The organism is Magnetovibrio sp. PR-2, from assembly GCF_036689815.1.
In the GTDB taxonomy this organism is placed as follows: Bacteria; Pseudomonadota; Alphaproteobacteria; order Rhodospirillales; family Magnetovibrionaceae; genus Magnetovibrio.
Genome location: NZ_JBAHUR010000020.1, coordinates 1 through 14,023, shown reverse-complemented (window position 1 = coordinate 14,023; position 14,023 = coordinate 1). Strand labels below are relative to the sequence as shown.

Sequence of the window (14,023 nt, the reverse complement as noted above, 5' to 3'; positions counted from 1 at the left end):
GATAAAGTCACGCAGCCTCATGGCGAAAATAGAATGTGATCAGGAACTTCACGGTCGGCCAAAACCTGTTTTGACACCGTGGGGAACGAAATTCCAACGCCAGTTTAATCGCTTAGCGCCCTTTTGTCATGTATCCCAAAGACCCTTCGTCACGATTTCACAAAAAGTTCAAAACCAGACCTAGAGCTTTTCCAAAACTTGGCGCACCAGAGGAACGGTAATGGCGCGTTTTTGCACCATAGCTTCGTCGTCCACAGCTGTGATCAGGCGGCGCACACCGCCAAAAGAGCGCTCCATTCGCGCCAACATGTAGCTCAGCACATCCGCGTCGATGTGCAATTGACGGTCTGCGAACTGCTTCACAATCAAAGCCGTAAGCAGCGCATCATCGGGCGGGCTGATTTCAGCCACAGGTGCGGTGTTGAGGCGTGAGCTCAGGTCCTTCAACACAATCCCCCACCGCGCAGGCGGCTGAGTTGCGGTCATCAAGACTTTCAGCCCCTCTTCCTTGCACAGGTTATAGAGATGCAAAACCTCTTCGGCCAAGCCTTGCTCTATGAAGGTTTCGACGTCTTCCAAAACCAGCGCTTTCGCCCCCGCCAGAACCCCATCGGCATTGTCGCGGGCAAGCGCGTCCGACGTGACGGTTTTGGCTGCGCTTTGGGCCTGAAACACATGGGCCAAGTGGGTTTTACCCGCCCCTTCGGGACCACAAATCACCAACACGGGTCCAGGCCAGTCGGGCCAACGCTCGACCCAACTGATGGCTTCTCCATTACTGGGCGCGATCAGGAAATCTTCGCCACCCAAAGCCGGACGGTGTTCGAAATCGAAAGGAATTTGGCGCGCCGTCACGTCTGAATTATCCCGTGTACAGAACCGAGGCCCGGTAGCGGCCAATGCCAAAACGCACCAGCACACCGATGACGGAGGCGACCGGAACGGCCAGCAACACACCGGTAAAGCCAAATAAAGCACCGCCCGCCATCAAAGCGAAGATGATCCACACCGGATGCAGGCCAACGCGACCACCCACCAAGTTGGGGGTCAAGAACGCCGCATCAATGGTTTGACCAACGCCGAAGACCGCCGCGACCATCACAAACTGCGTGACCTCGGTGAATTGCAGCATAGCCACGCCAAACGCAACCAACAGCCCAATCACCATGCCGACGTAAGGCACAAATGCCATCAAGCCCGTGCCCAGCCCAATCAACAGGCCGAATTCTAGCCCCACCAGCGTCAACCCCGTGGCGTAAATGGTGCCCAGTGCCAAACACACAGTCGCTTGACCGCGGACAAAACCGGCAATGGTGGCGTCAATATCGCGGAATTGTTCGCGGATGGTTTCTTGGGAGCTCCGCGGCAACAAGCTATCGACCTTGGCCACCAAGATGTCCCAATCGCGCAACAGGAAAAACGCAACGATGGGCATGATAAACAGCAATGACAACGTGTTCATCACGGCCTTGCCGCCCATGAACAGGCTTTGCACCACATCCAGCCCCCAAGACACGGCTTTGCCTGCGAACGCGCCTGCGTTGTCTTTGAGGTTTTGAATTTCTTGTGCGCCCAGCTCCGCCTCAATCTGAGCCACCAGCGGGTCCAACAGCTCATGCGCGGCTTGGACACCGTCGGGAATGCGCGCGACAAGTCCGGCGACTTGAGCTTGGAGCAGCGGAAACAGCGCAACCCCGACCGCACCCACGACGACAAAGAACACAAGCAAGATCAAAGCCGTCGCAGCCGAGCGCGATTTCAGCGCCGCTTCCAGCTTATCGGCCAAGGGGTCCAAAAAGTACGCCACGGCAAGCCCGGCGATAAACGGGGTCAACACACTGCTCAACAGGTACACGAGGCCTAGAAAAACGGCCAATCCGCCCACCCAGAACCACATTTGCTTTTCCCGGCTCATTGTTCGTCCTCCAACTGGGACCAGCGCTTGATCCAGACAACGGCGTAAGTCAATCCCGATGCAATGGTCGCAACAGCCGTCACGCTAACCAGCACGTCCAAAATTCCGTGCAATTCGACGGAATACCCCACCACCGCCATAACGGCGCAAACCAAGACAATCTGCAAGGCCGTGTTGAGCTTGCTGATCATCAACGGTTGCATCGTAAGCGAATGCGTCATGGTTTCAAAGAGCAATGCTCCCCCAACAATGGCAATGTCGCGAAACACCACCAAAATCACCAACCAATTGGGGATGTAACCATTGATGCCCAAGGTGATGTAGGTCGAAACCAGCAAGGCTTTGTCGGCAATGGGGTCGAGGTACTTGCCGAGCTCTGTCTCCATATCGAACTGCTTGGCGAGAAACCCGTCCAAGGCATCGGACACGCCTGCTGCGACAAACACCCAAAACGCCCAAATCAAATGCCCTTCAACAATCAGCCACACCACAACGGGTGTCGCACCGATTCGCAAAAGTGTGATGATGTTGGGCAGATTGACCAAGGCAGATGCTTATTGGCTTGCCGTTGATAGCGGCAATTTTTCCGCCAAATACCAATGACCGGCTTCTTCCCAAAGGCTCAGGTCCGCTTGATCCAGTGACAGAGCCAGCTGTTCCGCGTCGCCGATGAAGTGAAGGTTCACCCGCACCTCATCCAAGCGCAACAGCACCAGGTCCATTTTTTGAACCACAGCCACGCCGTTCAAGCGGTCGCGCACCCGCACCCAATCGCCCAGGTTGCCCACAGGGACGGAAATCGGCAGCAGCTGTGCGCTGCCCGTCTGGATCAGGTTGTCTTGCTTCCAGTTGTCTTCGACTTGGGCCGTCAGCTGCGCAACGGCGCGGTCCAGCAGCGTGTTCACATCGTCGCCGGGCTCGGACGTGAAGCTTTTGACCACGGTGTGTTCTTGCAGGGCAGAGCCGAAACGCGTGAGATACACTTCCAATTCCGGCAGGCCGTTGAACGAATCCATGCGCAAAATGCCGTGTGCGACAACAACATCACCGGCTTCGTAGCGCCGCGCGATTTCGGAAAGACGCGCCATATCGCCTTCTATAGCTTGTTCAGCGCCGATGGAACGCACATCGTTCAAATCCCCCACAGGCAAAACCATGGGCACCAGACCTTGATTTGCGCCCTCTTCGTCTTGGCGATTCCAGGCCACGCGCCACGGATTGGGTTCATCCCACAGCAAAAGTGCGCCTGCGGCTTGGTAAACGGGCAGCATTAATACGGGCTTGGACGACGTTTCGGCGAACGGAATGCCTTCGGCGTTCAACAATGTCCGCATCTGTTCGGCACGAAAACGATACGTCAAGTTTGCGATGTAGCGAACCGAGGACGCTTTTTCCTCCATAACCTGAAAATCTTGAATAAGTTCAGAGATTTGCGCCGCACCTAAGCTGGGCAGGCGGTCATGATAGGCCTGGAGGGTCAAACGCTTCGTCAGGCGTTCAAACGCGATCTTTTCGGCCTTAGCCAGCGCCTGAACCCGGGCGTTGGAGGCCGAATCCGCCGTGACGTCAACGACGACGTTCGACACCTCGAACAAACGCGGTGCAGCCGCTTCAGCCGTAGCGTTTGTGAGCGTCAAGATCAGAGCAAAAACAAGCCCTAAAGCACGAGCATATCTCATCGAGCGAATTCCCTTGTTTTGCGCCATTGCAAAGCGGTCCCAAATGGGTATGTTTCACAGTCTTGGCACTGGTTTTACCACGTTCCACAATCATTTCCAGAGCGGCGTTCATTTTACGCCCACAAATCGGTTAAGGAGACCACCATGTCCGGGGCAAGTTACAAAGACGCAGGCGTCGATATCGATGCGGGCAATGCGCTGGTCGAAGCCATCAAAGATGACGCCAAATCCACCACACGATCCGGTGTAGCATCCGGATTGGGCGGTTTTGGGGCAATGTTCGACCTCAAAGACGCAGGTTTTAAAGACCCGATCTTGGTCGCAGGCACCGACGGCGTGGGCACCAAGCTGAAAATCGCCATTTCCACCGAGACACACGACACCGTGGGCATCGATTTGGTCGCCATGTGCGTCAACGACTTGGTGGTGCAAGGTGCTGAGCCGCTGTTCTTCTTAGATTATTACGCCACGGGCAAGCTGAAGGTCGAAGCCGGCAAAGCCATCGTTTCCGGCATCGCCGAGGGGTGTCGCCAATCGGGCTGTGCGCTCATCGGCGGCGAAACGGCGGAAATGCCGGGCATGTACGGCGGTGGCGACTATGATTTGGCCGGGTTCTGCGTCGGCGCGGTGGAGCGTGATGAGATTCTCACGGGCGATCAGGTGATCGAAGGCGACGTGATTTTGGGCTTGGCGTCCAACGGCCTGCATTCCAACGGGTTTTCGTTGGTGCGCAAAGTCGTGGCCGACGCCGTTATTGACGGCCCTGCCGACACCAAAATGCAAGAAGTCTTGCGCGATCACATCGTCGACAAAGCGCGCTTGGCTTACAACGGCGAAGCCCCGTTTGCGCCGGGCAAGACGTTGGGTGAGGCACTTCTGGCGCCGACCAAGATTTATGTGAAGTCCTGTTTGGCCGCCATCAAGTCCGGCGGCGTGCATGCGCTAAGCCACATCACCGGCGGCGGCATTTTGGAAAATATCCCCCGCGTGTTGCCCGACAATTTGGCGGCCGAAGTGGATGCCACGTCCTGGGACACGCCCGAGGTTTTCCGCTGGCTGCAATCTGAAGGCAACATCGCCGCAACAGAAATGGCGCGCACGTTTAACTGTGGCGTCGGCATGGCTGTGGTCGTGGACAGCACCAAAGCTCAAGAGCTCAAAGCCATCTTCGAAACTGAAGGAGAGACGGTCTTTGAGATCGGGCGCATCATTGCGCGGCCAGACGGCAACGAAGGCGTGGTCTTGAACAACGCCGACAAAGCTTGGGGCTAAGCACGATGATGAAACTCGCCGTCCTGATCTCCGGCCGCGGATCGAACTTGCAAGCGCTGATTGACGCCTGCAAAGACGACGACTTCCCGGCTGAAATCGTCATAGTGCTGTCCAACAAGGCCGACGCCTATGGCTTGGAACGGGCGAAAGAGGCTGGCATCGCCACAGCGACCCTCAGCCACAAAGACTTCGACGACCGCGAAAGATTCGACGAAGCCATGAGCGCTGTCATTGAAGAGACCGGGGCCGAATTGGTGTGCCTCGCTGGCTTCATGCGCCTGCTGTCGGACGGCTTCGTGCGCAAATGGCGCGACAAGCTGATCAACATTCACCCGTCGCTTCTGCCGGCGTACAAAGGCCTGCATGTGCACGAACGCATGATAGAAGAAGGTGCGCGCTTTGGCGGGTGCACCGTGCATTTCGTCCGCCCCGCCATGGACGAAGGCCCCATCATCGTGCAAGCCGCCGTGCCTATACTGCCCGACGACGACGCCGACACCCTCGCGGGCCGCATCTTAGAACAAGAGCACGTGATCTACCCGCAAGCTGTACGTTACATTGCCGAAGGCCGCGTTCGAGTGAGTGCGGAACGCGTCATCATCCAAGACGCACCATTACCCCTAGGCGCCTTGGTCAACCCGTCCCGCTAATCCCAAAGGTTTCACGATGGTCTTCCCGCCCGCAGGCTCCGCCAATCCCAAAGCACTGTTAAAGCAAGCCATCGATCTGCAACGCAAAGGTCAATTGCAACAGGCTGAGCCGCTGGTGCGCCAAGTTTTGGGGATGGATCCGCAAAACCACGCCGCCATGAACATCTTGGGCGTTATCGCCATGCAGGCCGGTCATCCGGCAGATGCGGCGAAACTGTTCAGCCAAGCCATCCAACTGCACGCCCAAGACCCCGAATACCATTGCAACTTAGGCGTTGTGCTGTTGTCGCAAAACCGGGTCCAAGACGGCGCTGCGGCTCTTGACGTCGCCCTAAAACTGCGCCCGTCGCACCCCATGGCGAACTTCAACTTAGGCCTGCGTGCCCTGCAAACCCAAGATTTTGAAAAAGCCGACAAGCACCTGGCCAAAGCCGTGAAGAAAATGCCCAACCACCCAGGCGCACTCAATGCCCATGGCGTGTCCTTATCCAAGCTGGGCAAAGCGGGCAAGGCCGTGACGTTGTTTAAAAAGGCGCTAAAGGTGCAACCCAATTTTGGCGAAGCGCATTTCAACTTGGCTGGTGTTTTGACGGAAATGGGTAAGTTCGATGAAGCCTTACCCATTTTTGAAACACTGCTCAAAAATGCAAAGCCGTCTCCACAGTTCCACACCAACTACGCCATTGCTTTGCAAAAGAGTGGTGCCAGCACCCGTGCGGTTGAGCATTACGAACACGCCTTGAAGCTCGCTCCGGACTTCGGCGATGCACTTTTCAACTTCGCCCGTCTGCGCATGGGGCAAGGCCTGCACGAACAGGCCCTGCCCTTGTTTGAAAAAGCTTTTGCCCAGCGCCCGGCGGACAGCGAGATTGTCACCAACATCATCAAGGCCCACCAAAACAAAGGCGACTTCGACATGGCGCGCAAGGTCGCCAAAGATTTCATGGCTGCGCACGGCGATCATGCTTTTGTGCTGTTGATGTTGACCAAGGACAAAGCCTTCGACTTCACCGACATCCATATGGCCGTGTTGACAGACGCCGCCAACGCCAACACAGAGGACGCCGCCCTATTCCATTTCGCCTTGAGCGAGATCCGTCACCGCCAGAAAAACTTCGACGACGCCTTCGCACATTTGTCCAAAGGCAACGCGCTGCTCGATCAATCCATACGTTGGACCGAAAAGGACGAGCGCCAATTGTTCGACGCCATCAAGTCCGCCTTTACGCGCGACGTCATCGAACACCTGGCCGTTGCCGGGTCCGACAGTGACGCGCCGGTGTTCATCGTCGGCATGCCGCGCTCAGCCACCACGTTGGTGGAACAAATCATTTCCTCCCACCCCGACGCCGAAGGGGCTGGCGAATTGGAAGACGTTGTCGATTTTGCCACGACCTTGGAACAATCGCCCGGCGGGCTGGCATCGCTCACCCCCGAACAGGTCGCGGACTTTGCGGATGGGCACCTCGAACGCCTTCGCGCCATCGCACCGGACAAAGCACGCTATAGCGATAAAATGCCGGACAACTATCGTTATCTGGGCTTAATCGCAGCAGCATTCCCGAACGCCAAAATCATTCACTGCAAACGCGATCCCATGGCGACGTGTTTTTCGATCTTCCAACAAAAATTTTCCGGCAGCCACGTCTACGCCTATGACTTGGAAAAACTGGGGCGGCGTTATCGGTCTTACGAAGATTTGATGGCGTTCTGGAAAGACGTGCTGCCCCTCGACATATTGGATGTGCAGTACGAAGATTTGATCGCAGACTTTGAACCTCGCGCGCGTCAAATCTTAGATTTCTGCGGGCTCGATTGGACGGACGCGGTTTTAGACTTCCACAAGACCGAACGCAAAGTCCTGACCGCCAGCCAATGGCAAGTGCGTCAACCCATCTACACGACGTCGGTTGAAGGCTGGCGGGCTTATGAGGGACACTTGGAACCTTTGAAAGCTCAATTAACCATCCGCTAACGGTGGTTCGGCAGGCGCCGTTCGCGTCGTTTTTTGGATCAGATCATCAACAATTTTGACGAGATCCGCACTCGCGTTTGCGGCTTGCAAGCTGGCCTTCATCCCCACCAATTGCTGGATGTGTTCCGACTTGCGCTGTACTTCCGCGACCTGAAGCTTCGCCATGTTTTCGGCTTCCTTCAATTCAATCCGCGTTTTCGCATCACCTTGAACGATGGCTTCTACGGCTTCGACCAAGCGGGTCAGAATACGAAAGACGGCACTGGCCGAAAAACCGCCCAAAAGCGCCAGAACAGGCTTGGAAACCATCACCCCCATAGCGACTGTTTTTGGTGGCCCTGACGGAGATGACGACGCGGCAACGGCTGCAACGGCAGCGTCTGAAGCATCAGCCGTCACTTCGGAGGCTGTCGCGGCTAGCTGTCCCATATCAAGGGTGAGCAATTCGGCCAAGATATAACCGGACGTCAAACCTAAGGCGAACCGCACCCAATATGTTGCATTGTAATCTGGATCATACGTTCCTTTGGGAATATGGGTATAGGCTTTGTAGAGATTTGCATACGTCGCCCCGATACCCGCTGCGCTCAACAAAAATAGGGCGACCACCAATTGGTCCCAAAAATTCAGTTCGACAAACGACGATGTCAGGTTTTTTTTGTTGATGACATCCATCACCGAAATGCCCACAAAGGCCGCCAGCGAGATAAAGCTCGCCATGATCATGTAGCGGATGTTGCCGATGGGCGAAATCCACTTAAATAAAGACCATGCTTTTTCTTTTTGTTCTTTGAGGTACAAAACGCTCTTGGGTTTGGCTGGAGCAATGGAATTGCACAAGTCCCGATGCAACGCTGTCAGCAGCTGAACGCTGACACCTTCAGAGCCTTTGCTCAGCCCTTTTTCGAGATCGTTCAGCATCCATTCCGCTTGTTCAGAAATCGGACGACACTGTTCGTGGGCAAACTCCGCCATGGCGAGCACTTCACGCAGAAGCTTTCGTTTGTAAGCATCAAATGCAAAGGAATCGGCTTGTTGTCCCGTAAGCTCTTTCGGTGCAGCGTTTTCGGCCATACTATCCCCCCCTGTTCCAACCCGCAATGACACAGCGCCGAAACTCAATCCGAACTCAATCTATAATTATCCAAACTGAATAACACCACTATTACTAGCATAAAAGCGGCGCATTGACCAGATGCTCTAGGCCAGACGGGGTGTGTCTAAGCGTCGATGCTCATCCCCAACATCCGGCTGATGTGGGCGTAGGGTTTGCCGCATTCGGCGTGCCAGGCGTTGAAAGCGTCTTGCACGGCGCGCAGGGCTTTTTGAGATGTGGGGTTTTTATCGATCACGTCTGCATGGATCAAAGCCGCCGTGACGTCTTTGGAGATGATAAAGCTATCCTTGCCCATCATCCGCAACGCATAGGGCCCCGTGTTTCCGCCCAGACGCGACCCGCGCTTTTTCAGCACGGTCATGAGCCCTATGAAGTCATCCATAGGCCAGTCCGCAATAAACGCGGACGCCGAGCCATGCTCTTTGGCAAGCTCGTTTAAAAACTGCGCGTTGGCCCGGACCGAGACAATCTTTTGCGCATTGCGCACGATGGCTTCGTTTTGCAACAGCTTGTCGACGTCTTCATCGGATAAGTAGGCACAGTGTACCGGATCGAACCCTTCAAAGGCCTCTTCGAAGCCCGGCCATTTGTTGTCGATCACTTTCCAGCTAAAGCCCGCCTGAAAAATGCGTTTGGTGAAGTCCGCAAGCCAGCGGTCGTCGGGAATGGCCTTGAGCTGCTTCGCCGTCTTCAGCTCGGCCATGCCCGCTTCCAACGCTTTTGCCCCGCCATGGCGTTGAGCGGCCCGGTCGTAGATGTCTTTGAATGGTTCCATTGAAGCCTCCCACTTCTCCCTAACCGAGGAGGGCCTGAGAATCACTCGGCGCTTCGGCGCGCTCATGTAATCCATAATCGCGCAGCACGTGGGCGACGCGCAATTGGTAGTTGTTGAAGTAGCCGTCACGCCCTTTGATTTGCGCCGCACGGTGGTCTTCCAGGGTGCGCCAATCTTGAACCGCCTTTTCATCGCGCCAAAACGAAAGCGACAAGAGTTTGCCCGGCTCATTGAGGCTTTCGAACCGCTCGATGGAAATAAAACCGTCGATTTCTTCAAGCCGCGGACGCAGCTCGGCAGCGATATCTAAGTACTTTTGTTTAAGATTTTCATCTGGCCAAACTTCGAAGATGACAGCAATCATGGGGGGGGCTCCTTCTCCTAGTACCTAGCATTTAAACACAAAAAAGGCCGCCCGGGGGCAGCCTTTTTCGTATTCAACGGAGTGGAAAGCGCTTAGCCAGCGATTTCAACACCCGAGAAGAAGAACGACGTTTCGACAGCAGACGTTTCCGGTGCATCGGAGCCGTGAACAGAGTTGTTCTGCACGTCAATGGCGAAGTCCTTGCGGATCGTGCCTTCGTCGGCGTTGGCCGGGTTGGTGGCGCCCATGACTTCGCGGTATTTCGCGATGGCATTTTCACCTTCCAAGATTTGGACAACAACGGGACCGGAGATCATGAAATCCACCAGTTCGCCGAAGAAAGAACGCTCAGCGTGAACAGAGTAAAACTGCTCAGCTTGTTCGCGGGTAAGACGGATGCGTTTCTGTGCAATGATGCGCAGACCTGCTTCTTCGATGTAAGAGTTGATCTTGCCGGTCAAGTTACGCTCGGTGGCGTCCGGTTTGATAATCGACAGTGTGCGTTCGACAGCCATGCTCTCGAGCCCTTCTGCTGTTAATGAAAAAATTCTCGTCAGCCCCCATTTGGGCCGGGTCGCGGGGTTATAGCCGGATCACACCCCCATGACAAGGGTTGGTTTTCCACTTGTGAACGGCTCTCAGACGAACCAGGAGTTCCCCCTTTGAGCCCAACATGTTAAAAGCCCGCCATGTTGCATATTAATGACCTTACCTACCGCATTGGCGGGCGCGTTCTTTTGGACGGCGCCACGGCCCACGTGCCCAAGGGCCATAAAGTCGGTCTGGTGGGGCGCAATGGGACCGGAAAATCCACTCTTTTCAAGCTGATATCCGGCGAAATGAGTGTCGACGCCGGGGCCGTAAACCTGCGCCCCGGCGCGCGTTTGGGCATGGTCGCCCAAGAAGCCCCGTCGGGACCTAAGAGCCTGATCGACACGGTTTTGGCCGCAGATGTCGAGCGCTCCCAATTGCTGGCTGAATCCGAGACCGTCACCGACCCTCACCGCATTGCCGAGGTCCACACCCGCTTGGCCGATATCAACGCCCACGCCGCACCGGCCAAGGCCGCACGAATCCTGTCCGGTCTGGGTTTTGACGAAGATGCCCAACAGCGCCCGTGTTCGGACTTTTCCGGCGGTTGGCGCATGCGCGTGGCGCTGGCGGCTGTGCTGTTTTCCAATCCGGACCTGTTGTTGCTGGACGAACCCACCAACCACTTGGATTTGGAAGCCACATTGTGGCTGGAAAACTATCTGGCCAGCTGGCAAGGCACCATCATTGTGATTTCCCACGACCGCACGTTGCTCAACACGTCGGTGGAAGAAATCATCCATCTGGAAGAGCAGCGCCTGACCCGTTATGCCGGGAACTATGATTTCTTTGAAAAGACCCGCCGCGAACGGCTGGGCCAACAAGCCAAGCACCGCACGAAGCAACTGGCCGAGCAACGCCGCATCCAATCGTTCGTCGATCGTTTCCGTGCCAAGGCAACCAAGGCCCGCCAAGCGCAAAGCCGTCTGAAAATGCTGGAAAAGATGGAACCCATCGCCACTGTCATCGAAGACAAGACCATTGCCTTCACCTTCCCCAATCCAGCCCCCCTGTCCCCGCCCCTGGTGGCCATGGATGATGTGGCTTTGGGGTATGAGCCGGGAAAATCCATTCTGAAAGACTTGGACTTGCGCATCGATATGGACGACCGCATTGCCCTGTTGGGGGCCAACGGCAATGGCAAATCCACCATGATGAAAATGCTGGCCGGCCGGCTGAAGCCGCAGGACGGCAAAATCATCAAGTCGAAAAAGCTGGAAGTCGGCTACTTTGCCCAGCACCAAGCCGAAGAACTGCCCGAAACCGAGACGCCCTTCGAATACATGCAGGCGAAAATGGAAGACATGATCGAATCCAAGGTGCGCGGGCATTTGGGCCGCTTTGGCTTTGAACAGTCCAAGGCCGACACGCCGATCCAGAATCTATCGGGCGGCGAAAAGGCGCGCTTGTTGTTTGCCAACATGAGCCGCACAGCACCGCACATCATGCTGCTGGACGAACCGACCAACCACTTGGACGTCGATGCCCGTGAAGCCTTGGTCGAAGCGTTGAACACCTATGACGGGGCGGTGGTTCTGGTGAGCCACGATCCGCACTTGGTGGAGCTGGTGTGCGACCGCTTGTGGCTGGTGGACGATGGCAAGTGCAAGCAATTCGACGGCGATTTGGACGACTACAAGTGCAAACTCATGGAAGCCCGCCGCATCAAGAAGGACGCCGCCAAAGAAAACAGTGGCGTCACGAACGGCCCCCGCGTGGACAAAAAGGCTGACCGCAAAGCCCGCGCCGAAGCCCGCGCCGCCACCGCGCACCTGCGCAAAGCCGTACAAAAAGCGGAAAAAGAGGTCACAAAATTGGGGGCCGAACGGTCTCAAATTCAAGAAAAACTCGCCGATCCGAAGCTGTACGATACGCCGTCGGATGATCTCACAAAGTTACAAATCCAGCTGGGTAAGATCGAAAAACAGCTCGAAGACGCCGAAGAGGCTTGGTTAGATGCTGAAAGCGCATTGGAAAAGACGGCAGGTTAAAGCCTGTAAAATAAGATCAAATCAAATCGCAGCTTCCTCAATAGTCGTATGATTCTCTTCAGATTTATATTGATTCTCGCTATAATGTTGCTAAATGGGGACTTAGGGGCAGACAATCACACGCAAAGTTGCGGTAACCATATCTTCACTTTGAATTGTAATTATTTGTCCTAAGAATACGTGTCGATTCGCGACACATGGCGCTAGTTTTAGGGACATCGTGCCACGTTGGGGAACGGACAAATCGGACTTCCCACCCCTTATTGAAGGCCAACCCGTATCCGGCGCGGTTGGCGAAATGGGCCGAAAGGCCTGTTGACGGAGGAACAAATGGCCGAAGCATATCTAGATCTGCTGAACGCCTTTAACTTTACGGAGATGCAAGCGTGGATCGCTGTCATGAGTGCAGTCCTGTTTGCGAGTTGCTTACTCGGGGGGATTTTGAGCGCACTGACTTTCGTTAACTCGAACCTATTGACGCCACGCCCACTGTCGGAACGGATTTCGTTCCGCCTGTTCATCATCGCTGAAGTTTTGCTTTGGATTTTTGTGTTCTTCTATCATGTCTTCATGATCGAAAGCATTACCTTGTCGCACGTTGTCTACTGGATTTCGGCGACCTTGATGATGCCACTCTTGGGCATTATCGGCAGCCAATCCATGCTGGTCACGTTTTCGAGCAAAGTGAACGCCAAAACCAAAGAATACAAACGCCGCCAAGCCGCCATGCGCGAAAAACGCCGCAAGGAAATGGAAGAGGGTGGGCAAGCGCCAGCTGCCAAACCCAAAGCCAAAGCCAAACGGCCACGCCCGGCGTAACCAGGCCCACACCAGATACAAAAAAGCGGCTGTCTAAATCAGCCGCTTTTTTTGTGTTGGAAGCTTGTGTCATGTGCTCATAAATAGGGTGCCCAACACCGCAATAAAGTCCGCTTATCGCGCAACACCAGCCGAGACATAATGGACTACGAAACAGCCGGGTATAGCCAAGAGCAGCCAGTCCCAATATTGGTCTGCTTAGCATCCAATCCGTTCATTGTGTCTTGTTCATTATGCCGAACAGCTTATTCATCGTTAAATGAAGCACTGAAAACCCAGCTGCTTGTAGTGCAAATGGTTCTCATATGTTCCCCTTGATTGTAGACAGACATATACTTCAGACCAGTATCTTCGCCTGGGTCAAGATTGAAATAGCTTTTAGTACCATCTTCAAACGTAACCCTTACCCGACAATATGTCTCGCCCATGTTATCGATGATCAGAAAGCCACTGCCATTTTTTATTCCTGACAACAATTTGACATCACCGACAGATTGAACATTACTCTGATCTGGATAGGTTACTTCATTACCATTCATTGACGACATGGTGTCACCGAACATACGCATATCACCCGCGCTACACCCTGCCATTAAGCAGGTGCCGATAAAAATTGAGAAAGCCTTGCCTTGCTTCATTACTTAAATACCTCCACTTGCATTTTTCGCATTAAGGTTCGTACCAAGGGAGACCCGAAATTCAATCATGTTGTCATTGTCTTCGCTTGATAACGCACCATGCCACGTCACATTGTGAAGAGGCATTTCATAATTCCCGCAAATTAGTACTCTATATTTGGCTTAAATTTTAGCCAACCCAACACTTGTGGCAATAGGCATAATTCACTATCCCCCCGACCAGATAGTTAGTCATGT

The 14,023-nt window shown here is 54.8% G+C and carries 14 protein-coding genes; 5 read left to right on the top strand and 9 right to left on the bottom strand.

The window, feature by feature from the left end:
- Positions 1–180 precede the first annotated feature (180 nt).
- Genes V5T82_RS17045 through V5T82_RS17030 form a run of 4 tightly spaced genes read right to left on the bottom strand, consistent with a single transcriptional unit; the run spans position 181 to position 3,594 of the window.
- Positions 181–855, bottom strand: a complete 675-nt coding sequence (locus V5T82_RS17045) for an HdaA/DnaA family protein (RefSeq protein WP_332896877.1) — start codon at positions 853–855, stop codon at positions 181–183.
- Positions 856–862: 7 nt separating this feature from the next.
- On the bottom strand, positions 863–1,915 hold the full coding sequence (locus V5T82_RS17040; RefSeq protein WP_332896876.1) for an AI-2E family transporter: 1,053 nt from the start codon (positions 1,913–1,915) through the stop codon (positions 863–865).
- Positions 1,912–2,460 (bottom strand): CDP-alcohol phosphatidyltransferase family protein, encoded by a 549-nt coding sequence (locus V5T82_RS17035; protein WP_332896875.1) that lies wholly within the window; start codon positions 2,458–2,460, stop codon positions 1,912–1,914. The genes V5T82_RS17040 and V5T82_RS17035 overlap by 4 nt, the downstream gene beginning before the upstream one ends.
- Before the next feature lie 9 nt (positions 2,461–2,469).
- Complete coding sequence (locus tag V5T82_RS17030) at positions 2,470–3,594, bottom strand: DUF2066 domain-containing protein (protein ID WP_332896874.1); 1,125 nt, start codon at positions 3,592–3,594, stop codon at positions 2,470–2,472.
- A 144-nt stretch (positions 3,595–3,738) separates the two neighbouring features.
- On the opposite strand from V5T82_RS17030, the gene purM reads away from it, so the two are divergent.
- The 3 genes from purM to V5T82_RS17015 are packed head-to-tail and all read left to right on the top strand — an operon-like array spanning position 3,739 to position 7,491.
- Positions 3,739–4,866 (top strand): phosphoribosylformylglycinamidine cyclo-ligase, encoded by a 1,128-nt coding sequence (gene purM / locus V5T82_RS17025; RefSeq protein WP_332896873.1) that lies wholly within the window; start codon positions 3,739–3,741, stop codon positions 4,864–4,866.
- An 8-nt stretch (positions 4,867–4,874) separates the two neighbouring features.
- Entirely contained in the window at positions 4,875–5,516 is a 642-nt protein-coding gene (gene purN / locus V5T82_RS17020; RefSeq protein ID WP_332896915.1) for a phosphoribosylglycinamide formyltransferase, read from the top strand.
- A 16-nt stretch (positions 5,517–5,532) separates the two neighbouring features.
- A complete protein-coding gene (locus tag V5T82_RS17015) occupies positions 5,533–7,491 on the top strand; it encodes a tetratricopeptide repeat-containing sulfotransferase family protein (RefSeq protein ID WP_332896872.1) in 1,959 nt (652 codons plus the stop codon).
- Here V5T82_RS17015 and V5T82_RS17010 read toward each other — a convergent pair.
- The 4 genes from V5T82_RS17010 to ndk all read right to left on the bottom strand — a co-directional run bounded on the left by V5T82_RS17010 (position 7,477) and on the right by ndk (position 10,262).
- On the bottom strand, positions 7,477–8,565 hold the full coding sequence (locus tag V5T82_RS17010; protein WP_332896871.1) for a hypothetical protein: 1,089 nt from the start codon (positions 8,563–8,565) through the stop codon (positions 7,477–7,479). The genes V5T82_RS17015 and V5T82_RS17010 overlap by 15 nt on opposite strands.
- 146 nt (positions 8,566–8,711) lie before the next feature.
- The gene (locus V5T82_RS17005) at positions 8,712–9,383 is read right to left on the bottom strand and encodes a DNA-3-methyladenine glycosylase I (protein WP_332896870.1); all 672 of its coding nucleotides are present in this window, start codon (positions 9,381–9,383) and stop codon (positions 8,712–8,714) included.
- A 19-nt stretch (positions 9,384–9,402) separates the two neighbouring features.
- Positions 9,403–9,747, bottom strand: a complete 345-nt coding sequence (locus V5T82_RS17000) for an antibiotic biosynthesis monooxygenase family protein (RefSeq protein WP_332896869.1) — start codon at positions 9,745–9,747, stop codon at positions 9,403–9,405.
- A 92-nt stretch (positions 9,748–9,839) separates the two neighbouring features.
- Entirely contained in the window at positions 9,840–10,262 is a 423-nt protein-coding gene (gene ndk / locus V5T82_RS16995; RefSeq protein ID WP_332896868.1) for a nucleoside-diphosphate kinase, read from the bottom strand.
- Positions 10,263–10,436: 174 nt separating this feature from the next.
- On the opposite strand from ndk, the gene V5T82_RS16990 reads away from it, so the two are divergent.
- Positions 10,437–12,329: an ABC-F family ATP-binding cassette domain-containing protein gene (locus V5T82_RS16990; RefSeq protein ID WP_332896867.1), complete on the top strand. Its 1,893-nt coding sequence runs from the start codon at positions 10,437–10,439 to the stop codon at positions 12,327–12,329.
- A 330-nt stretch (positions 12,330–12,659) separates the two neighbouring features.
- Positions 12,660–13,148: a hypothetical protein gene (locus V5T82_RS16985; RefSeq protein WP_332896866.1), complete on the top strand. Its 489-nt coding sequence runs from the start codon at positions 12,660–12,662 to the stop codon at positions 13,146–13,148.
- Between the two features lie 245 nt (positions 13,149–13,393).
- On the opposite strand, the gene V5T82_RS16980 is transcribed toward V5T82_RS16985, so the two are convergent.
- The gene (locus tag V5T82_RS16980; protein ID WP_332896865.1) at positions 13,394–13,786 is read right to left on the bottom strand and encodes a hypothetical protein; all 393 of its coding nucleotides are present in this window, start codon (positions 13,784–13,786) and stop codon (positions 13,394–13,396) included.
- Positions 13,787–14,023: the final 237 nt, after the last annotated feature.